23 protein-coding genes are annotated in these 21089 nt (G+C 63.8%); 15 read left to right on the top strand and 8 right to left on the bottom strand.

Annotated elements, in window-relative coordinates; all coding sequences use genetic code 11:
- A partial coding sequence (locus BI343_RS08405) for an MFS transporter (RefSeq protein WP_071109361.1) occupies positions 1 to 1086 on the bottom strand: 1086 nt, incomplete at its 3' end.
- Between the two features lie 266 nt (positions 1087 to 1352).
- Here BI343_RS08405 and apbC point away from each other — a divergent pair.
- From apbC to BI343_RS08380, 5 genes are all read left to right on the top strand, one after another.
- A complete protein-coding gene (gene apbC, locus BI343_RS08400) occupies positions 1353 to 2504 on the top strand; it encodes an iron-sulfur cluster carrier protein ApbC (RefSeq protein ID WP_083340871.1) in 1152 nt (383 codons plus the stop codon).
- An 8-nt stretch (positions 2505 to 2512) separates the two neighbouring features.
- The gene (gene murI / locus BI343_RS08395; protein WP_071109360.1) at positions 2513 to 3292 is read left to right on the top strand and encodes a glutamate racemase; all 780 of its coding nucleotides are present in this window, start codon (positions 2513 to 2515) and stop codon (positions 3290 to 3292) included.
- A gap of 69 nt (positions 3293 to 3361) precedes the next feature.
- Positions 3362 to 3805 carry a ribonuclease domain-containing protein gene (locus BI343_RS08390; protein WP_083340870.1) on the top strand — a complete coding sequence of 148 codons (444 nt, stop codon included), beginning with the start codon at positions 3362 to 3364 and terminating at the stop codon, positions 3803 to 3805.
- Positions 3796 to 4074, top strand: coding sequence for a barstar family protein (locus BI343_RS08385; RefSeq protein ID WP_043624233.1), 279 nt, complete (start codon positions 3796 to 3798; stop codon positions 4072 to 4074). The genes BI343_RS08390 and BI343_RS08385 overlap by 10 nt, the downstream gene beginning before the upstream one ends.
- A gap of 402 nt (positions 4075 to 4476) precedes the next feature.
- The gene (locus tag BI343_RS08380; protein WP_071109358.1) at positions 4477 to 5712 is read left to right on the top strand and encodes a dicarboxylate/amino acid:cation symporter; all 1236 of its coding nucleotides are present in this window, start codon (positions 4477 to 4479) and stop codon (positions 5710 to 5712) included.
- A gap of 122 nt (positions 5713 to 5834) precedes the next feature.
- Here BI343_RS08380 and BI343_RS08375 read toward each other — a convergent pair whose 3' ends face one another.
- The 6 genes from BI343_RS08375 to hda form a co-directional block, all read right to left on the bottom strand.
- A complete protein-coding gene (locus BI343_RS08375; protein WP_071109357.1) occupies positions 5835 to 6269 on the bottom strand; it encodes a hypothetical protein in 435 nt (144 codons plus the stop codon).
- A complete protein-coding gene (locus BI343_RS08370; protein ID WP_071109356.1) occupies positions 6266 to 7198 on the bottom strand; it encodes a Nudix family hydrolase in 933 nt (310 codons plus the stop codon). Before BI343_RS08370 ends, BI343_RS08375 begins: the two co-directional genes overlap by 4 nt.
- Before the next feature lie 68 nt (positions 7199 to 7266).
- Positions 7267 to 7935, bottom strand: coding sequence for a DUF6624 domain-containing protein (locus tag BI343_RS08365; RefSeq protein WP_139165681.1), 669 nt, complete (start codon positions 7933 to 7935; stop codon positions 7267 to 7269).
- Positions 7936 to 7981: 46 nt separating this feature from the next.
- The gene (locus BI343_RS08360) at positions 7982 to 8857 is read right to left on the bottom strand and encodes an ATP-binding protein (protein WP_071109354.1); all 876 of its coding nucleotides are present in this window, start codon (positions 8855 to 8857) and stop codon (positions 7982 to 7984) included.
- Between the two features lie 160 nt (positions 8858 to 9017).
- Entirely contained in the window at positions 9018 to 9707 is a 690-nt protein-coding gene (locus tag BI343_RS08355) for a histidinol-phosphatase (RefSeq protein ID WP_043624243.1), read from the bottom strand.
- Complete coding sequence (gene hda / locus BI343_RS08350; RefSeq protein ID WP_043624244.1) at positions 9704 to 10378, bottom strand: DnaA regulatory inactivator Hda; 675 nt, start codon at positions 10376 to 10378, stop codon at positions 9704 to 9706. The genes BI343_RS08355 and hda overlap by 4 nt, the downstream gene beginning before the upstream one ends.
- Positions 10379 to 10616: 238 nt before the next feature.
- Between hda and purM the strand changes: the two genes are divergently transcribed.
- From purM to BI343_RS19980, 10 genes are all read left to right on the top strand, one after another.
- A complete protein-coding gene (gene purM, locus BI343_RS08345) occupies positions 10617 to 11654 on the top strand; it encodes a phosphoribosylformylglycinamidine cyclo-ligase (protein WP_043624246.1) in 1038 nt (345 codons plus the stop codon).
- A gap of 96 nt (positions 11655 to 11750) precedes the next feature.
- Positions 11751 to 12392, top strand: coding sequence for a phosphoribosylglycinamide formyltransferase (gene purN, locus BI343_RS08340; RefSeq protein ID WP_071109353.1), 642 nt, complete (start codon positions 11751 to 11753; stop codon positions 12390 to 12392).
- A complete protein-coding gene (locus BI343_RS08335; protein WP_071109352.1) occupies positions 12393 to 13541 on the top strand; it encodes a DUF3108 domain-containing protein in 1149 nt (382 codons plus the stop codon). It abuts the gene before it with no gap.
- A complete protein-coding gene (locus BI343_RS08330; protein ID WP_211269399.1) occupies positions 13537 to 14796 on the top strand; it encodes an RsmB/NOP family class I SAM-dependent RNA methyltransferase in 1260 nt (419 codons plus the stop codon). Before BI343_RS08335 ends, BI343_RS08330 begins: the two co-directional genes overlap by 5 nt.
- 138 nt (positions 14797 to 14934) lie before the next feature.
- Complete coding sequence (locus tag BI343_RS08325) at positions 14935 to 16302, top strand: chloride channel protein (RefSeq protein WP_083340869.1); 1368 nt, start codon at positions 14935 to 14937, stop codon at positions 16300 to 16302.
- A gap of 68 nt (positions 16303 to 16370) precedes the next feature.
- The gene (grxD, locus tag BI343_RS08320; protein ID WP_043624261.1) at positions 16371 to 16682 is read left to right on the top strand and encodes a Grx4 family monothiol glutaredoxin; all 312 of its coding nucleotides are present in this window, start codon (positions 16371 to 16373) and stop codon (positions 16680 to 16682) included.
- A gap of 240 nt (positions 16683 to 16922) precedes the next feature.
- A complete protein-coding gene (gene upp, locus BI343_RS08315) occupies positions 16923 to 17555 on the top strand; it encodes a uracil phosphoribosyltransferase (protein WP_043624263.1) in 633 nt (210 codons plus the stop codon).
- Positions 17556 to 17622: 67 nt separating this feature from the next.
- Positions 17623 to 18270, top strand: a complete 648-nt coding sequence (locus BI343_RS08310; RefSeq protein WP_244886600.1) for a hypothetical protein — start codon at positions 17623 to 17625, stop codon at positions 18268 to 18270.
- A 37-nt stretch (positions 18271 to 18307) separates the two neighbouring features.
- The gene (locus BI343_RS08305) at positions 18308 to 19552 is read left to right on the top strand and encodes a uracil-xanthine permease family protein (protein ID WP_071109350.1); all 1245 of its coding nucleotides are present in this window, start codon (positions 18308 to 18310) and stop codon (positions 19550 to 19552) included.
- A gap of 202 nt (positions 19553 to 19754) precedes the next feature.
- The gene (locus BI343_RS19980; protein WP_169828995.1) at positions 19755 to 19931 is read left to right on the top strand and encodes a hypothetical protein; all 177 of its coding nucleotides are present in this window, start codon (positions 19755 to 19757) and stop codon (positions 19929 to 19931) included.
- 83 nt (positions 19932 to 20014) lie between these two features.
- Here BI343_RS19980 and BI343_RS08300 read toward each other — a convergent pair whose 3' ends face one another.
- Positions 20015 to 20914, bottom strand: coding sequence for a LysR family transcriptional regulator (locus tag BI343_RS08300; RefSeq protein ID WP_071109349.1), 900 nt, complete (start codon positions 20912 to 20914; stop codon positions 20015 to 20017).
- Positions 20915 to 21089 lie beyond the last annotated feature (175 nt).

The raw sequence follows: 21089 nt of genomic DNA, 5'->3' as shown, positions 1-21089 counted from the left end.
GCCCACCGCGTAGCCTGCCATCGACAGCATGCTCATGCTGGCGGAAATCGTGCCGCGCCCGGCCTTGTCGCAGGACATCAGCGCAAAGCGGTACAGCACGCCGAAGGCCATGCCCTCGCCGAAGGCCATCAGGCTCATGCCGGCCACCATCCAATATTGCGGAACGGACGAGAACGCCACGCCGGCCGCCATCAGCGCCAACCCGCCGACGATGGGCCACATGCCCACCAGCGCGGAGCGGCCCAGCGGCCAGCGGTCGGCGATCACGGCCAAGGCCAGGTTGCCGGCGATCAGGCCGCCGAACACCGGAATCTGCATCAGGCCGTACTCTACGGTGCTCATGCCCAGATCGCGCACCAGCAGCACCGGGGACAGCGCGATCCAGCCCATCAGCGGCAGCGCCAGCAGCGGAATGCACAGCGCGGACAGCACAAAGCGGCCATGACTGAACACTTTCATATAGTCGCGGCCCATGCGCGACAGCGGCAGCTTTTCATGGCTGGGCTGGACGGTTTCCGGCATGCGGAAAAACAGGCCAAGCAAAGCCAGCAGCGACAGCGCCGCGATGAACAGGAAGCCGCTGCGCCACGGCGCCAACTCGATCAAGGCCGCGCCGGCCAGCGGGCCGACCAGCGGCGCGATCAGCGCCACATTGGCCATCAGCGCCGTCACGCGCACGGCGGCGGTTTCCTCGAACGACTCCTGCAGCGAGGCATAGCCGACGGCATTGATGAAGCACAGGCCTATGCCCTGCAGCAGGCGCAGCGCGATGAAGGCTTCGATGGAGCTGACCAGATAAGTGGCCAGGCACATCACGGTGAAGTAGGCCACGCCGAACAGCAGCACCGGACGGCGGCCGATGCGGTCGGATAGCGGGCCGGTCAGCCAGGCCAGCAACGCGCCGCCGGCCAAGAAGGCAGTCATCGAGGCCGGCGCCCAGGAGGCGTCCACCAGAAATTCGCGCGTGACGGAGAGCATGGCCGGCTGCACCATATCGTTGCAGATGTAGACGGCGAATTCGAACAGGACCAGGGCCAGCGGGAACAGCAGGTTGGACCAAGTGAGTTTGGCGTGTTTGGACTGCATAAAGCGGGAAATGCCTTTCTTTGACAAAGAACAGGGCCCGCGGCCTGACGGGGCCGAGCCTTGAAGGCGCTAGCACCGCGCCGGGAAAACCGATCATTTTACGCCAGCAGCCGGTTTATATCAAAAAAAACTGATAGACATCAGCCGCTTCCGAGCGGCATCCTTCGGTTTCGCCCTCTGACAAACGAGGCGCTCAGGCGCGATACCCCGCGCACGACGCCGCAATCCGGCGTAAAATAGGCGCAACCATTCATCGCGTACCCAGCATGTTCTCCAAACTCACCCGGCTATTCGGCGGCCAAGCCGACGCGGCCAAGCAGAACGAAACCATGGCACAGCTCGAAACTCAGATCCTGGAAACCCTGAAGCCCTTGCTCGACGCCAGCACCGGCAAGAGCTATATCGCGGCCAAGAATGTCAAAAACCTGCAATGCGGCGACGCCGAAATCAGCCTGGACGTGGTGCTGGGCTACCCGGCCAAGAGCCAGTTCGACTTGATCCGCCAGCAGTTTGAACAGGCGCTGGCGCCGCTGGCGGCGGGCCGCGCCGTCACAGTCAAGGTCTCCAGCCAGATTGTCAGCCACTCCGCCCAGCGCGGCGTGCCGCTGCTGCCTGGCGTGAAAAACGTGATCGCCGTCGCCTCCGGCAAGGGCGGCGTCGGCAAGTCCACCACCGCTGCCAACCTGGCGCTGGCGCTGTCCGCCGAGGGCGCGCGCGTCGGCCTCTTGGACGCCGACATCTACGGCCCGTCGCAACCGTTGATGATGGGCCTGCAGGGCCAAAAGCCGGAAGCGGCGGACGGCAAGCTGATCCCGCTGTCCAATCACGGCGTGCAAACCATGTCCATCGGCTATCTGGTGGACCCGGACCAAGCCATGGTATGGCGCGGCCCGATGGTCAGCCAGGCGCTGCAGCAGCTGCTGAACGACACCCGCTGGGACGATCTGGACTATCTGGTCATCGACATGCCGCCGGGCACCGGCGACATCCAACTTACGCTGTCGCAGAAAGTGCCGGTCACCGGCGCGTTGATCGTCACCACGCCGCAGGACATCGCCCTGCTGGACGCGCGCAAGGGCGTCACCATGTTCCAGAAGGTCGGCGTGCCGATTCTGGGCCTGGTGGAAAACATGGCCATCCACATCTGCTCCAACTGCGGGCACGCAGAGCACATTTTCGGCGAAGGCGGCGCCGCGAAAATGGCGCAGGACTTCGGCGTGGAGCTCTTGGGCTCGCTGCCGCTGGACCTGGCCATCCGCTTGGCCGCGGACGAAGGCAAGCCCAGCGTGGCGGCCGACCCTGACGGCAAGCCGGCCGAGCTGTACCGCGCCATCGCCCGCCGCGTGGCGGTGAAGGTGGGCGAAAAGGCGCAGGACTTCTCCGGCAAATTCCCCAAGATCGTCATCCAGAACAACTGAGCGGCAAAATGATTGCGATGTACGATTCCGGCCTGGGCGGGCTGTCGGTATGGCGCGCGGTGCGCGCCGCCCTGCCCGGCTGGCCGATCACCTATCTGGCCGACCAGGCCTATTGCCCTTACGGCTCGCGCAGCCGCGAAGAAATCATAGACCGCGCGCTGACCGTGGGCCGCTACCTGATCAGCCAGGGCGCCACCCTCCTGGTGGTGGCCTGCAATACCGCCACCACCGCCGCCATCACCGCCCTGCGCGAGGAGTTCACGCTGCCCATCGTCGGCATAGAACCGGCGATCAAACCGGCGGCGGCGATGAGCCGCACCGGCCGCATCGCCGTGCTGGCCACTGAATACACGCTGGCCAGCGACCGCGTCAAAACGCTGCTGGACGCGCACGCCGGCGACGTGGACGTGCTGCGCCGCGCCGGCCACGGCTGGGTGGAGCAAGTCGAAGCCGGCGAGCTGTCCGGCGAACGCACCCGCGCGCTGGTGCGCCGCGTGGTGGAGCCGCTGATGAGCGAAAACATCGACCACATCGCCCTGGGCTGCACCCACTATCCTTTCCTCGCGCCGCTGATACGCGAAGTCACCGGCGACGCGATCCGGCTGTACGATCCGGCCGAGGCCATCGCACGCCGCGTGGCGGACCTGATCCAGCAACACGGCTTCGACAGCCAGGCCGATGGCTACTATCGCTTCATCACCACGGCGGAAGACGCTGGCGAGATGGCCTTGCGCCTGCCGCAGCTGATAAGCCAGCCCTTCCCGGTGGAGTCCGTGCCGCTGGCCTGATTGAGTTCTGCCCAAGCTGCGGGCAGCAAGCTAGAATCATGCCGTTTCCCTTCGCCACCGGACAAAATCGTGAAAACCACCTCTCTATTGCTCTTGCTGGCGGCCCTCAGCCTGCCGGCGCTCGCCCAGCCGTCCTGCGCGGACGCCGCCGCCCAGGCCAATCGCCAAAGCGGCAACAAGCTCGATACGGCGGAACTCAGCGACGCCCTGCTCAGCCTGAACCGCGACGGCCGCCTGCCGGACAAGTTCGTCACCAAGCGCCAGGCCCAAGACGCTGGCTGGAAGGCCGGACGCAGCCTGTGGAGCGTGCCGGCGCTGAAGGGCAAGTCCATCGGCGGCGACCGCTTCGGCAATTACGAAAAGCGGCTGCCGGCCGGCAAGTGGCAGGAGGCCGACCTGAACTATAAAGGAGGCAAGCGCGGCGCCTACCGCCTGGTATTCAGCAAGCAAGGCCTGCGCTATGTCAGCGTCGATCACTACAACAACTTCATCGAGGTGGCGCCATGCCGCTAACCGTGTGCGAACTGCATCACATCCGCAGCCTGGATCAATTGTTCGACGAACTCAGCCGGCAACTGAAGCTGCCCAGCCATTTCGGCCGCAATCTGGACGCCCTGTACGACAGCCTGGCCAATGACGTGGCCGGACCGTTCGAGTTGGTTTGGCGCGATACCGCCGAGGCGCGAAAAGCCTTAGGCGCCGATATCTACGCCACCATCCTGGAAATCCTGGAAACCGTGGCGGAAGAACGCGGGGACATTACCCTGGACATTCACCACTGAACGTCGGCGATGTTGTCGACACACTACATGGGCAGCTGGCGCTGCCCTTTTTATTGCGCAAAACGAGGCCAAAAAAACCAAAATTCATTTTCAGGCAAGCCGCAAAAATCATAAGGCATTAAAAGCGCAAACCACATTCGAATGTGAAAAGCAATTACTGAAATCCTGCCAAGACAAGCTCCAGCTAACGCACTATAATCGTCTCCCTTCGGCCGGCCCCGCCTGTCTGACAAAACAGGCGTCACCCCCACCGTCCGGGCTAAAACAATAAAACAACCGGCCGAACATGGCTTGGCAAGCCTACCCTCCGGCGCGCATTCGTAACTACCCCGCCACACGAATGTCATGTTACGAAAACGCTACGCTCGTTTTGAATCGTCTCAAACAGGCAGGAACAACTCAATGAAGTCAAAAAAACTCACGGCCTTGATCCTGGTCGGGATGCTGCTGGGCATCCTGGTAGGCTATCTCTTCCGTCAGCATGCCGGCGATGACGCCGCCGCGATCAAATCCTTCGTCGACGGCATGTCCATCCTCACCGATATCTTCCTGCGGCTGATCAAGATGATCATCGCCCCGCTGGTGATTTCCACGCTGGTGGTCGGCATCGCCAAAATGGGCGACGCCAAATCGGTGGGCCGCATCGGCGGCAAAACCATGGGCTGGTTCATCGGCGCCTCGCTGGTATCGCTGACCCTGGGCCTGATCATGGTCAACATCCTGAAGCCGGGCGTGGCGCTGAACCTGCCGCTGCCGGACCTGCACGCCGACTCCGGGATCAAGGCCGGCGCCCTTTCGCTGAAGGACTTCGTCACCCACGCCATTCCCAAGAGCGTGTTCGAGGCGATGGCCAACAACGAAATCCTGCAGATCGTGATCTTCTCGGTGTTCTTCGGCAGCGCGATGGCCGCGCTGGGCGATCGCGCCAAGGCGCTGATCGACGTGATCGACGTCGTCGCCCACGTCATGCTGAAGGTCACCAGCTACGTGATGAACTTCGCCCCGCTGGCAGTGTTCGGCGCCATTGCCGCCACCGTCGCCAAGGAAGGCCTGTCCATCCTCGGCACCTACGGCAAGTTCATGGCCCAGTTCTATTTCTCCATCGGCATCCTGTGGGCGCTGCTGATCGCCGTCGGCGTGCTGATCGTCGGCCCGCGCCTGTTGCACCTGATGGGCATGATCAAGGAGCCGCTGCTGCTGTCGTTCACCACCGCCAGCTCCGAAGCCGCGTATCCGAAGACCCTGGAACAGCTGGAGCGCTTCGGCGTGTCCAACAAGATCGCCAGCTTCGTGCTGCCGATGGGCTACTCGTTCAACCTGGACGGCTCGATGATGTACTGCACCTTCGCGGTGATCTTCATCGCCCAGGCTTATGGCATCGACCTGACGCTGGCGCAGGAAATCTCCATGCTGCTGATCCTGATGCTGACGTCCAAGGGCATGGCCGGCGTGCCGCGCGCCTCGCTGGTGGTGATCGCCGCCACGCTGGCGCAGTTCAATATCCCGGAAGCGGGCCTCTTGCTGCTGCTGGGCATCGACCACTTCCTGGACATGGGCCGCTCCGCCACCAACGTGGTGGGCAACTCCATCGCCACCGCAGTGGTGGCCAAGTGGGAAGGCGAGTTGAAGCGCCACTAGGCCCGCTTTGCGCTTAGCGACGCCGCCGCCAAGGCGGCCATGCCGTTCACTTCCTGGAGTGAACGGTATTTTTTATGGCTGAAAGATGGATTGCGCCGGCGTTTGCCGGCATAGGCAGAAGCCTAACGCACCACTTGGAATGGCAGTTGATAAGCATCCTTGCCGTGGCGGACTTCCACCAGCCAGGCGCGGCTGCCGCTGACGCACATCGGCAGCGTCACCGTCGCCTTCCAATCGGCGCCGTCGCGGACGAAGGTATAGCGGTTGAATCCCATGTCCATGTCCGGCATGGTGAAGTCCGCCGTCGGCGGCGTGGCCGCCGCCGCGTCCCGCAGCCTGACCACAAACGGCTTGCCATGCTCCGGCGCGCTGTCGAAGCGCAAACCGCCTCCGCCCGGCAGGGCGCAGCTGCCGCGCGAGGGATCGCAAGATAAACGCTGCGCCGCCTGCGCCGCCGGCTTGTGGTTCAAATACCAGAAAATCAGGCCAGCCTTGATGGCGCCGAACGCAATCAGCGCCACACCCAGAATCAGCAGCTTGCGCTGCCTGGCCGTCATCGCCACGCTCCCCGCATCAAGGCCACGCCATGCGCGCCCTGCTGTCGCGCCGCCTCCAGATCGCCCAGCGACAGACCGCCCAAGGCATACACCGGCAGCGGCACCTCGCCCGCCAAACAGGCGGCGAAACCATCCCAACCCAGCGGCGCCTGGCCCGGATGGCTGGCGGTAGCCGCCACATGGCCCAGCAGGGCGTAGTCGAGGCCCAGCTCACCGGCCTTGGCCAGATCGTCGCGATTGTGCAGCGACGCTCCCACCCAACTGAAATCCGGCCTCGCGCGCAAGCCATGCAAGCGCGCGCCGTTCAGATGCACGCCGTCCACCGGCCAATCCGCGCACCAGGCCGGATCGGCATTGACCACCAGCCGGCCGCCATAGCCATGGACGATGACGGCGGCGCGGGCGACGAAGTCCGCCAGCTCATCGCGGCCCATCTGCGGCTCGCGCACCTGCACCCAGCCCCAGCGCTTTGCCTCAAGTCCAGCCAGTTGCGCCTCCACGCCCATCTCATGCGCGCAGGTGATGGCGTAAGCATCCGGCAACTGCAGCGATTTCAGGATGGGTCCATTGGCCGGCAGCATCGGCGCCACCGTCAGTTGTCCCGGCGTCTGCCAGGCGAAGGCCTGCTCCTCGCGCGGCTGCGGCTCGCCTGTCCAACTCCAAATGCGGAAGAAACGCAGGTAGACCGAGGCGTGTTCGTAATGGTGGATCTTGGTCAGCCATGGCGTGGCGGACGTGACCTCGATGCCCATCTCCTCGGCAAACTCCCGCCGCAACGCCTCGAAATGCCCCTCGCCCGGCTCCACCTTGCCGCCGGGAAACTCCCAGTAGCCGGCGTAGAGCTTGCCCTCTGGGCGGCTGCCCAGCATGAAACTGCCGTCCGGCCGCATCAGCGCGCCGGCCACCACATCGATTGTCTGATTGCTCATGCGATTTTTGCCTTGATTGCGCAGGCCGCCACCTTAGCAGCTTGGGTGATTGGCTGCCAGCATATGGATCAAGACCCCTCAGGCGGCTGCGGCTTGATGCAGGGTGGATAACGCACCGGTCCCATCATCGGCACAAAGTGCTGCAGATACTCGCAAATCGGCTGCAAGCCGATAGCCTTGCGCCGCTCGTCCAGACGCTCGGGATCTTCAACCGGCAGCAGCAGGGAAACACCGCCGTCGACTTGCATCGCCTGGCTGCCATAGCGCTGCGGCTTGCCCTGCTGCAATTGCACCCTGTCCTCGTACATGGCTAGTCGCTTGGCCGCCAAATCGCCGCGCGCAACCGACTGGCGCAGATAAGGCAAGTATTTCAGCCGATATTCAATCGGCTCCTGATCCGCATGCTGCAACACAAACCAGGCCACATCCAGCACTGGTTTTTCCACATTCGGCGTCTGCGGCCATCCACAACGAGCCACCAGCTCATCCAGCCAGCGCCGGTTGGCGGCGTCGTCCCGGTTTTGTTTTTCCCAGATGGCGGCGACGCGGGCAGGGTCGGCTTGCAGCCCCATCTTCATCGCCTCGGCTTCCAACTGTTCCAATGTTTTTCTGCCCGTCTGGTCGCGATCCAGAATCTGGTGAAATTCCTCATTGATGCGTGGCCAATCGCATCCGGCCCAGGCCGCCAGCGGGCAGCACACGGCAGCGGCCAGCAAAAGTCCTCTCATCATTTTCATGCCTTCTCTCCAAAACATGAATAATGACATTTAATTATTTTCCAGACTATTTTTTTCCCACTCGCTTCGCCAGCCTCTCGCTGCCCGCCCAGTGGCAAGCGAACTGCCAGGCCACGCGGCCGGAGCGGCTGCCTCGCGTCAGGCTCCACTGCAAGGCCGCGCGTTCGGCCTTGTTGCCGTATTTCAGGCCAAAATGCCCCAGCCACGACTTGACCGCCGCCAGATACGCATCCTGGTCAAACGGATAGAAGGACAGCCACAGGCCGAAGCGGTCGGATAGCGAGACTTTCTCTTCTATCGCCTCGCCGGGATGGATCTCGCCATCCTTGAGCCAGCCCTCGCGGTTTGCGCTCATCGCCTCCGGCAGCAGATGGCGGCGGTTGGAGGTGGCGTACACCAGCAGATTGTCGCAACGCCGCGCCAGGCCGCCGTCCAGCGCGCTCTTCAAGGCCTTGTAGCCGGCATCGCCTTGCTCGAAGGACAGGTCGTCGCAATACAGGATGAAGCGTTCCGGCCGCCCAGCCAGCAGCTCCACCAGCTGCGGCAGATCGGCCAGATGCTCGCGGTCGATTTCGATCAGCCGCAAGCCTTGCTTGCCGAACAGCGGCAGCAAGGACTTCACCAACGACGACTTGCCGGTGCCGCGCGCGCCGGTCAACAGCGCATTATTGGCCGGCAAGCCGGCGACGAACTGGCGGGTGTTGGCCAGCAGCTGCTCGCGCTGCGCGTCGACGCTGGCCAACTGCTCCACCGCCACCGTATGCGGCTCATGCACCGCCTCCAGCCAACCGGCCAGCCCCTGGCGGTGCCAGCGGAAAGCCCAGGCGCTCCAGTCCGGCTCGCGCCGCGGCGGCGGCAGCATCGGCTCCAGCCTGGCCAGCACCGCCTCGGCGCGGCGCAGAAAATCCTGAAAAGCATCCATTTCGACATCCCCGTAGGGCGGGCAGGCCCTTGGGCCTTGCCCGCATCAACCATGATGGCGGCGGCGCGACGCCATAGCCACTCGCCTGGCCATCTAAAAGCAAAAACGCGGGCAAGGCCTGTGGCCTGCCCGCCCTACGCTTTACAAACGGCCAGAAAAGTCAATCGCGCAGCGAGATCACCGGCCAGCCATGCTCCTCGGCATAGGCCTTGAGCTTGTCGTCAGCATCCACCGCCACCGGGTGGTCCACCAGCTTCATCAGCGGCAGATCGTTGTGCGAGTCGCTGTAGAAGAAGCTTTCGCCATAGCTGTCCCAGCTCTCGCCGCGCTCGGCCAGCCACTGCTCGATGCGGGTGATCTTGCCTTCCTTGAAGCTCAGCACGCCGGTCGGCCGGCCGGTGAAGTTGCCGGCCGCGTCTTCTTCCAGCTCGATGGCGATCAGGTGCTCCACGCCCAGCTCGCGGGCGATAGGCCCGGTGATGAAGCGGTTGGTCGCGGTGATGATGACGATCTGGTCGCCCTCGGCGCGGTGGGCGGCCAAGCGCTCGCGCGCCTTGTTCGGGATCAGCGGCTTGATGTGGTTTTCCAGATAGTCGGCGTGCAGCTCGTCCAGCTGCGGCCGCGAAAAGCGGGTCAGCGGCGCCAGGATGAACGCCAGGTACTCGTTCATGTCCAGCGTGCCGTTCTGGTATTGGCGGTAGAAGTAGCTGTTGCGCTCGTCGTACTCGGCGGCGTCCAGAATGCCGCGCTTGATCAGGAAGCGCGGCCATTCGAAGTCGGAGTCGCCGGCGATCAGGGTATGGTCGAGGTCGAACAGGGCAAGCCTGCGTTTGGCGGTGGAAGTGGTCATGATTCCGGGGTAGCGGTTTGCAAAACGTTTTTCACCAGCGGCACCGTGATCGGGCGCCGCAGCGCCAGCGAGTAGCGGTCCAGCATGTCTATCATCGCGATCAGGCTGGTCAGGTCGCGCCGCCAATGGGTAAGCAGATAACGGTAGACGTCGTCCGGAATCGACAGCTGCCGGTTGGCGGCGTGGCTGCGCAGGGCCGCCAGCTTGTCGTCGTCGGACAAGGCCTTCACTTCCAGCACCAGGCCCCAGCCGAGGCGAGTGCGCAGATCGTCGCGCACCGACAGCGCCAGCGGCGGCTTGCGCCCGGCCATCAGCAGGCGGCCCTCGCCCCCCTCCTTCAAGGAGTTGTAGAAGGAGAACAGCATGATCTGGTCGTCCGGCGCCAGGTCGTCCACATGGTCCACGGCGATGAAGCTGGCCTCGCGCGCGAAATCCGGCAGATGGTCGCCCTTGCCGTCCAGATAGATGGCGGCGCGCCCCAGCCGCTCGGCATGGGCGATCCAGGCCTGCAACAGATGCGTTTTGCCGCAACCTGGCTCGCCCCATAAATAGATGAAGCGTTCGCCTTCGGTGGCGGTCAGGGCGGTGATCACCTCGCGGTTGCGCTCGGCCAGGAAATTGTCGAAGGCCGGCAGCGGCGTAGGCGTGAGATCGAGTACGAGCTGGTCCAAGTTTACGGTGCGGCGTTGCGTGCTGACATCAATAAGCACGATTTTACGACGATACGGCCCATCGGTGGAACCGCCATTTTATCCGGCAAAATTCATGACAAATTCAAATCGGGCGAATCCGTCCACCTTGCTGTCTGTTTGCCAGCCTTTTTGCCATTTTTCAGTTAAAATACAGTGCTTTCGCACCGGCGAAAGCTTGATGTAAAAATATTTCAAGTTTGCAGAAAGCGAGATTATCTTGAATACCACGTCCCTCAGTTACCGTGATGCCGGCGTTGACATCGACGCAGGCGACGCGCTGGTCGAAAACATCAAGCCTTTTGCCAAGCGCACCATGCGCCCGGAGGTACTCGGCGGCATCGGCGGTTTCGGCGCACTGGTGGAAATCTCCAAGAAGTATAAAGAGCCGGTGCTGGTTTCCGGCACCGACGGCGTGGGCACCAAGCTCAAGCTGGCTTTCGATTGGAACCGCCACGACACCGTGGGCATCGACCTGGTGGCGATGAGCGTCAACGACATCCTGGTGCAGGGCGCCGAACCGCTGTTCTTCCTTGACTATTTCGCCTGCGGCAAGCTGGACGTGGCGCAGGCCACCGAGGTGATCAAGGGCATCGCCGCCGGCTGCGAACAGGCCGGCTGCGCGCTGACCGGCGGCGAAACCGCCGAAATGCCGGGCATGTACCCGGCCGGCGAATACGACCTGGCCGGTTTCGCCGTCGGCGTGGTGGAAAAGAGCAAGGTGATTTCCGGCCGCGACATCGCGCCCGGCGACGTGGTGCTGGGCCTGGCCTCCAACGGCGTGCACTCCAACGGCTACAGCCTGGTGCGCAAGATCATCGACCGCGCTCAGCCGGATCTCGACGCGCCGTTCGAAGACGGCAAGACGCTGCGCGACGCCGTGATCGCCCCGACCCGCATCTACGTCAAGCCGCTGCTCAAGCTGATGGAGGCGCTGCCGGTCAAGGGCATGGCCCACATCACCGGCGGCGGCATCACCGAGAACACCCCGCGCGTGCTGCCGGAAAACACCGTGGCGCAGATCGACGCCGCCAGCTGGCCGCTGCCCAAGCTGTTCCAGTGGCTGCAGCGCGAAGGCAATGTGGACATCCAGGAGATGTACCGCACCTTCAACTGCGGCATCGGCATGGTGGTGGTGGTGGCGCCGCAGCACGCCGAACAGGCGATGGCGCTGCTGCGCGAAGCCGGCGAAACCGTGTACCGCATCGGCCAGGTGCGCACCCGCGTCGGCGACGAGCACCAGACCCAGATCGCCTAAGGCTTAGCCACAAGCAGCCTTTTGCGCGCCGCTGGCCCCGCCGGCGGCGCTTGTCATTTGGCGGATGCCCAACCGAACACCGACACCCAACGGCATATGAAAAACATCGTCATCCTGATTTCCGGCCGCGGCTCCAATATGCAGGCCATCGTCAACGCCGCCATTCCCGGCGCCCGCGTGGCGGCGGTGATCGCCAACCGCCCCGACGCCGCCGGCCTGGCCTGGGCCGCCGAGCGCGGCATCGCCGCCGTGGCGCTGGACCACAAAGCCTACCCCAGCCGCGAAGCCTTCGACGCCGCGCTGGCCGAAGCCATCGACGCCCACGCGCCCGATCTGGTGGTGCTGGCCGGCTTCATGCGCATCCTGACTGCAGGCTTCACCCGCCGCTACGAAGGCCGCATGCTGAACATCCATCCCTCGCTGCTGCCGGCCTTTCCCGGCCTGCACACCCATGAGCGCGCGCTGGAAATGGGCTGCAAACTGGCCGGATGCACGGTACACTTCGTCACTGCCGAGCTGGACCACGGCCCCATCGTGTCGCAGGGCGTCGTCAACGTGCTGGACGACGACACCCCGGACAGCCTGGCCGCCCGCGTGCTGAAGCTGGAACACCAGCTGTACCCGGAAGCGGTGCGTCGCTTCGTCGCCGGCGACATCGCCATCGAAGGCGGCAAGGTGGCCAGCGGCCCGAGCGCCGCCGCCAGCCTGTTATCGCCCGCACCCAATGCCAAGATCTAAATGACTCGTTTCCGCCTGCTGCTGATCGCCCTGGTCCTGTCCCTGCTGCTGCATCTGATGCTGCTAGGCTCGGACTTGCTGCCCGCGCTCAGCCTGCAGCCGGAGGAAACGCCGAAGCTGGAAAAAATTGACATCAAGATGCAGGCGATGCAGCTGGACACGCCGGCGCCGCTGAAACCAAGCCATGCCGGCGTCCAACTGCGTCCCTCGGCATCCAAAATGCCGCCCAAGCCGGTAGAGAAGCCCGCGCCGAAACGGCGCAAGAAAACCCAGGCCTCGCAAGCGGCCGAGGAAACTGCGGAGGCCTCCGCGCCGGCCCAGGAAACCCTGGTTGCGCAAGCCAGCTCGGAGCCGGTTGCCGAACTGCCGCCAGCCGAGCATCCCGCCCGCCACCAGGCGGCGAGCGAGCCGGCAAGGCAGCCGGCGCGCGCGGCGCAGTCCGACACCTCGCCCACCGCCGGCTTCATCCATCCCGATACCGCGATGCGCAAATTCCCGGTGGCGGCGCGGATCCGCTACCAGGGCTTCTGGGGCCAGGCGATGGTGGGATTTGGCGATCTGGAATGGCTGCAAGGCGATGGCCGCTACCAGCTGGACATCTCAGTCAATCCTTTCATCGGTCCCAAGCTGCGCTATCTTTCACAAGGGCAGATAGACAGCCACGGCCTGCGGCCGGACACCCTGCAGGCTTTCCGCGGCGGCCAGCTGAAAGACAGCGCGCGCTTTGACTACGACGCCGGGCTGCTGCGCTACGGCGACAGCGCGGGCAAGCAACTGGCGCTGAAAAACGGCGCGCAGGACGCGTTCAGCCTGGCCTTCCAGCTGGCGCTGAAGGGCGGCGATCTGGGCCGCGCGCCGATCCAGATCACGACGGCGAAGAAAGTTTACGAATATCCGATGGCGCCTGCCGGCGCCTTCGATTACGACACTGGCGACGGCAAGATGCGCGTCATCGTGTTCAGGGCGGAGGGTGACGGCGACGTCACCGAGTTCTGGCTGGCGCCGGATTTCGCCAATCTGCCGGTGCGCATCCTGCGCGCCGACAAAGACAAACGGATCGAGCTTAAAGCGATCCGCATAGAAGTGAACGGCAAGCGGCAGTGGGAACTGCCGCCGCAACCGACGATACGGAACAAGAATGCACATTAGCCATAGCCAACTGAAACACCTGGAAACCGTCATCGGCCAGATGACCCGCTTCGACCGCCCGGCGGACGCCGTGCTGTCCGCGTACTTCCGCGAGCACAACAAACTCGGCAGCGCCGACCGCCATCTGATCGCCGAAACGGCCTTCGGCGCCTTGCGCCGACTGATCCAGCTGCGCGCGCTGATCGCGCCGGAAAAAGCCACGCCGCGCCGCCTGGCGCTGGTGGCCCTGATGAAGTTCAACAAGCTCAACGTCAAGGAATTGTCCGAAGCCACCAGCGCCGGCGAGCGCGAATGGCTGGGCACGGTCAAGGGCAAGGCGCTGGAAGACAGCCTGGAAATCCGCGCCGAGCTGCCGCAATGGGTGATCGAACGCCTGGGCGAACAGGAACCGGCGGCTGTGGAAGCCTTGGGCCAAGGCCTGATGGCCATGGCCCCGCTGGACCTGCGCGTCAACACGCTGAAAATGAAACGCGAGGAACTGCTGGACCGCCTCAACGCCGAAGGCATCCACTGCGAAGCCACGCCTTATTCGCCCATCGGCATCCGCCTCAAGGACAAGCCGGCGCTGTCCAAACACGAACTGTTCAAATCCGGCGCGTTTGAAGTGCAGGATGAAGGCAGCCAGCTGCTGGGCCTGATCACCGGCGCGCGCCGAGGCGAGATGGTGGTGGACTTCTGCGCCGGCGCCGGCGGCAAAACGCTGCTTTTGGGCGCGCAGATGTCATCCAGCGGCCGCCTGTACGCGTTTGATGTATCAGAGAAGCGTCTTGCCAACTTCAAGCCGCGCCAGGCCCGCTCCGGCCTGTCCAATGTGCATCCGCAACTGCTGGCACACGAAAACGACGCCAAGGTGAAGCGCCTGGCCGGCAAAGCCGACCGCGTGCTGGTGGACGCGCCCTGCTCCGGCCTGGGCACGCTGCGCCGCAATCCGGACCTGAAATTCCGCCAAAGCCCGGACAGCGTGGCCGAGCTGAACGCCAAGCAGACCTCCATCCTCGCCTCCGCCTCGCGGCTGGTGAAGGAAGGCGGCCGCCTGGTCTACGCCACCTGCAGCCTGCTGCCGCAGGAAAACCAGGCCATCGTCGAGGCCTTCCTGGCCGAGCATGCGGATTTCAGCCTGGTGAAGATGGATGATGTGCTGGCGGAACAGAAAATCCCGCTGCAATGCGGCGACTACCTGGAGCTGAAACCGCATTTGCATAATACCGACGGCTTCTTCGCCGCCGTGCTGCAGCGCGCGCCAGCCCATGCTTGACGCCGCCATGCGGGTAGTTGGCCAGACTTCGGCGCGAGAAAACAAGCTCGCAAGCGCGACCGCTTAGGAGTATATTAGCGGTTTGTGATTAAAACCCGGCAGCCGCCGGGTTTGCTTTATGCCTGGAGCCGCCATCCGATGCAGGATTATCTTCCACGCCGCACCAAACGGCAGCAGATGCACCGTCGTCTGCGTTATCTTTACCTGTCCGCCGCGCAGTGGCGGCGCCAGGTGCCGGTGTGGATCGCGGCCATCCTGATCGGCCTGGTGGCCTATGTCTTCGCCCTCGGCAGCCACCTGTCGCATGACCTGTTCTTCAAAGCTTACGACGCCTCGCCGTATTGGAGCCTGCTGATCACCCCGGCAGGGCTGGCGCTGGCGATCTGGGTCATGCACCGCTTCTTTCCCGGCTCGGCCGGCGGCGGCATCCCGCAGTCCATCGCGGCGCTGGAGCCGGGCATGGAAAAATTGCGCGAATACTGCTTCACGCTGCGCGCGGCCTTCGGCAAAGTGGTGCTGACCTTGCTGGGCATCAGCTCCGGCGCGACATTCGGCTACGAAGGCCCCATCGTCCAGGTGGGCGCGGCGATCAAGTATTCCTTGAACCGCAAGGCGGCGCAGCGCCATGAAGGCGCCGCGCGCAGCTTCATCCTGGCCGGCGGCGCCGCCGGCGTGGCGGCCGCCTTCAACGCGCCGCTGGCCGGCATCATGTTCGCCATCGAGGAGATGGGCCGCATTTTCGACATGCGCGCCGGGTCCACCATCCTGCTGTCGGTGATTGTCGCCGGCCTCACCACCTTCGCCATCAACGGCAATTACAGTTATTTCGGCATTGTCCATGTGGCGATGGAAAGCAAGCAGGCCTGGCTGGCGGTGCCGCTATGCGGCGTGCTGGGCGGCGTCATCGGCGGCCTGGCCTGTCGCGTGCTGTTGGCGCTGTCGCAGCGCCTGCCCGGGCCGCTGCATGGCTGGCGCGCCAAGCAACCGATCCTGTTCGCCGCCGGCTGCGGCCTGGCGCTGGCCGTCATCGGCATCGCCAGCCACGGCAGCACCTTCGGCACCGGCTACTTCCGCGCCCGCGACATCATCGAAGGCCACGGCGCCGGACTGCAGGATTACGGCGTGCTGAAGCTGATCTCCATGTTCATCAGCCATATCAGCGCGGTGCCGGGCGGCATGTTCGCGCCGTCGCTGGCCGTCGGCGCCGGTTTCGGCCTGAACATATCGCAGCTGCTGCCCTTTTTGCCCCAAGCCATGGTGGTGCTGCTGGGCATGGTGGGTTTCTTCGCCGGCATGACGCGGGCGCCGATGACGGGTTTCGTCATCGTGATGGAGATGACCGATAGTTCCGATATGCTGATTCCGCTGATGGCCACCGCGCTGCTGGCGGCGTCGGTGTCGCGGCTGCTGACGCGGCGCGCGCTGTACGAAGGCCAGGTGCGGTTGTTCCTGCCGCAGTGGCATGCCAAGGCTGGGCAAATTGACCAGCCACCGGCCCGCACGTAGAATAACTGATTGAAAAGATCGGGTATTTCCGGCGGCTCCTGACCGCCCCCAAGCAAGGATTGCAAAACATGTCGATTCAACAAGATATCCAGCAGACCGTCACCGACAACCCGGTGGTGCTGTTCATGAAGGGCTCCGCCCAGTTTCCGCAGTGCGGCTTCTCCTCGCGCGCGGTGCAGATCCTGAAAGCCTGTGGCGTGGACAACTTCCTGACCGTGGACGTGCTGCGCGACCCGGACATCCGCCAGGGTATCAAGGACTACTCCAACTGGCCGACCATCCCGCAGCTGTACGTCAAGGGCGAATTCATCGGCGGTTCGGACATCATGTACGAGATGTACCAGAACGGCGAGCTGCAGGAATTGCTGAAAGACCTGTAAACACCTCAAGCCCAGCCCCGCGCTGGGCTTTTTTTGCCGCCGGAACGATAGCCGGAATGGCCACGCTAGCGGCACTTTTGTCCACATGGAGATTTTCGTGGTGGATTTTCCACGCCGGGACGCGTTAGAATACCGCCCCATACCACCCATCGGCAGCCTTGCGGCTGCCGCTGTCATATGTAGATGAAAGCTGTTTGCCGCCCCCGGCAAGCAGCTTTTTGCCAAGGTAGGGAGCCGAAATTGAATATCACCATCGTTGATCATCCGCTGGTTCAGCACAAGCTGGGCCTGCTGCGCGAAGCCGACACCAGCACCATGAAGTTCCGCCAGCTGACCCAGGAACTGGCTCGGCTGCTCGCCTATGAAGCCACCCGCGATTTCGAGCTGGAAAGCGTCACCATAGACGGCTGGTGCGGCAAGATAGACGTCAAGCAGATCAAGGGCAAGAAAGTCACCGTGGTGCCGATCCTGCGCGCCGGCATCGGCATGCTGGACGGCGTGCTGGATCTGGTGCCGTCGGCCAAGATCAGCGTGGTGGGCCTGGCCCGCAATGAAGAAACGCTGGAGCCAGTGTCCTACTTTGAAAAATTCGTCGGCAATCTGGACGAACGCATCGCCCTGATCATCGACCCGATGCTGGCCACAGGCGGCTCGCTGGTCGCCACCATCGACCTGCTCAAGCGCAATGGCTGCAAACACATCAAGGCCGTGGTGATGGTGGCCGCGCCGGAAGGCGTGAAGATCGTCAACGACGCTCACCCGGACGTGCAGATCTACGCCGCCTCGCTCGACAGCCACCTGAACGAGCACGGCTACATCATTCCGGGCCTGGGCGACGCCGGCGACAAGATCTTCGGCACCAAGCAAGCCTGATCGCCATGCCATTTCCCCAGCCGCCCGTTGCCTCCGCAGCCGGCGGCTTTTTTGCAAGCCGACAGGGATGAAGACCATGGACCGCTACGCCGCAATCGATGCCGATTTCCTGCTTCGCTTTCCAGGCGGCTTTCAAGACCCGGACTGGATCGCCCTGGCGCGCAGGCACAAAAGCTACGCCAAGGCCGAGGCGCTGTGCCAGCGCGAGCTGACCCGCGGCAAGCTGGACGCGGCGCTAGAGAGCGGCAAGCTGGCCGACGCCACCCAGGCCTGCCGCCAGATCATCTCGCTGGCCACCACGGTCAGCACTTTCGAGAAGATCGCCTTCCGCAACTTCATGGACAACCGCGACCTGAATCAGCCCTTCATCCAGGCCTTGCGCAATACGCTGCACGATTTCGGCCCCGCCAGCTTCGCCGCCTACGTGGACGTCCTGGCGATGGCACGGACGGATCCCAAGGCCAACGCCGCCAAATGGCCCATCGTCAGCTGCTTCCTGGCCTGCTTCGATCCGCAGCGCCACGTCTGCATCAAGCCGACCACGGTGAAGAAAGTGGCGGCGCGGCTGGGCGTGGACATCCACTACCAGTCCAGGCCGAACTATGAATGCTACGAGGCGGTGCGGCGGATGGTGCTGGATTTCCGCAGCCGCAGCGCAGTGGCGGCGGATGTGGACAACACGCTGGCCCAGGCGGTGATGTATTGCACCGTCTGAGCGTTTCAAAATCACAAAACGACAATAAGGAAGAATGATGCTTCAACAACTCAAGCTGGCGGTGTCCGGCGCCCAGATCCTGTTCGTCGCCTTCGGCGCGCTGGTGCTGGTGCCGCTGCTCACCGGCCTGAATCCGGCCATGGCCCTGCTCGGCGCCGGCATCGGCACCTTGCTGTTCCAGGCCTGCACCGGCCGCCAGGTGCCGATCTTCCTCGGCTCCTCTTTCGCCTTCATCGGCCCCATCATTTACTCCATGCACACCTGGGGACCGGGTGCGACCATGTTCGGCCTGTTCGCCGCCGGCTTCATGTACTTCGTGTTCGCCGCCATCGTGCGCTGGCGCGGCATGGCGCTGGTCAACAAGCTGCTGCCGCCGGTGGTGATCGGCCCGGTGATCATGATCATCGGCCTGTCGGTCGCCACCGCCGCTTCCGGCATGGCCATGGGCCAGGCCGGCGGCAAGCAGGTGCTGCCGTACGAGACTTCGCTGCTGCTGGCCGCCATTTCGCTGGCCACCACCATCGTCGTCTCCATCTACGCCCGCGGCATGTTCAAGCTGGTGCCTATCCTGGCCGGCGTCACCGTCGGCTACATCGCCGCCGGCTTCATGGGCGCGGTGGACTTCGCCAAGCTGGCCGCCGCGCCGTGGTTCGCCATGCCCACCTTCCACAGCCCGGAAGTCAACTGGGCCGCGGCCGCCTTCATGCTGCCGGTGGCCATCGCCCCGGCCATCGAGCACATCGGCGGCGTGATGGCCATCGGCGGCGTGACCGGCAAGGACTACACCAAGACGCCGGGCCTGCACCGCACGCTGGCCGGCGACGGCCTGGGCGTGTGCGTGGCCGGCCTGATCGGCGGCCCGCCGGTGACCACCTACGCCGAAGTGACCGGCGCGGTGATGATCACCCGCAATTTCAACCCGGCGACCATGACCTGGGCCGCCCTCTTCGCCATCTGCATGGCCTTCTTCGGCAAATTCAACGCGCTGCTGCAATCGATCCCGATGCCGGTGATGGGCGGCATCATGGTGCTGCTGTTCGGCACCATCGCCTCCATCGGCCTGAAGACGCTGATCGAAGCCAAGATGGACCTGATGGAGCCGCGCAATCTGGTGATCATCTCGGTGGTGCTGACCGCCGGCATCGGCGGCCTGACGCTGAAGCTGGGCGACTTCACCCTGGCCGGCGTGGGCCTGTGCTCCTTGCTGGCCATCATTCTGAACCTGATTCTGCCGCGCCAAGCCGCTGCGCATGACGGCATCGTCGAGGGGCAGGACATATAAGCAAGTAAATATCTGATTTTCAGAATCATTTACAACTATTCCATGTCAAACGACATGACGCGATCTACACTGTCAATCAGCGCCGCGGCTACACGGTGGCCGCGGCGCCGTTGACCGGAGCCAAACTGCTGCCCAACCAAGCATCACCTGCCCACAGCGGCTTGACACGGCCGGATTCCACTCAAGCAATAAGGAAAAAGCCATGTTGAAAACCCTCTTCATCAGCGCGCTCACCCTGCTCATGCTATCCGGCCAAGCCATGGCCGGCAGCGAAGGACTCTCCAATATGTGGGCGATGCGCGGCAGGATGAATGCCCAGTTGCACGGCCAAGCGGCGCCGATGATCCCGCAAGTCAACTCCATGGCTTCCAATAGCTGAGCCATGCCCGGACGCCTGCCCCATCCATGGCGGGCGTCGATTTCCACTCGGCACGGCCCAGCTCCAGAGCAAACTCAGCAGCCTTATACGCGCAGTTCGCCCTTCGCCACCGCCCGCTCCAGCCGCTGGATGAACCACTGCAAGGCGCGCCCCGGCTGCTCCTGCTTCCAGGCGAAGCACATTGGCGGGAAGCTGCCGTTTTCCTCCTCCGCCTTCTCCACCAGTTGGCCGCTGTCCAGATAAGCCTGCACATGGGAGCGCGGCAGATGGCCGCTGCCCAGGCCGGCCAGAATGGCCTGCAGCTTGGCCTGGCTGCCATGCACCGTCAATACCGGCTGCCCTTCCAGCAAACCGCCGGTGCGGGCCGGCAAGCGGCGCGAGGTGTCGCCAACGGCCACCGCGCGGTGGCGTCGCAGCACATGCGGCGGCACCGGCTCCGACACACGGGCCAGGGGATGATCCTTCGCCACCACCAGGACAAAGTCGTAGTCGCCGATATTGCGGGTGAAATAGTCGCCCGGCGGCGGCTGATTCGGCGCGCCTATCACCAGATCGGCGCGATCGTCGTACAGCGCGTCCCAGATGCCGCCAAAACTCTCGCGGATGAAATACAAGCGGGTAGCCGATTCCAACTTATCGAAGTCCGCGATGGCCGGCAGCAGGTTCGAGAAATCGACCAGATCGCCCACCACGATGCGCAAGGTATCCTCCCAGCCCTGCGCCTGCTTGCTGACGCGCAACTCCAGTTGCCGCGCCGCGTCCAACAGATGGCGTCCGTCTTTCAGCAGCCGCTCGCCGGCCGGCGTCAGCCTGGCGCGATGCCCGCTGCGGTCGTAGATGGCCACGCCCAGGCCCTGCTCCAGCTTCTGCACGGTATAGGTCAAGGCCGACGGCACCTTGAACAAGGCCTCCGCAGCCGCGGCGAAACTGCCGTGCTGTTCGATCGCATCCAGCACCTGCAACGCTTCCAATGTCAGTTTCATCTAGCCACTTCATTCAATAATTTTGACAGCCTGCTTCGATTCTTTCCGATTTTATCGCAGACAACTTGACCATAGAATGAATTCCGTCAAGAGCACACCAGCAAAACCACAGAATCAGCATCAGTAATTTTGATGCATAACCGTTTGCTGGACACACATCAAAAAGGAAACCACC

Origin of the sequence: Chromobacterium amazonense (genome assembly GCF_001855565.1) — a bacterium.
Classification (GTDB): Bacteria; Pseudomonadota; Gammaproteobacteria; order Burkholderiales; family Chromobacteriaceae; genus Chromobacterium; species Chromobacterium amazonense.
The sequence above is the reverse complement of the archived record's forward strand: the minus strand, read 5'-3'. Positions and strand labels throughout refer to the sequence as shown.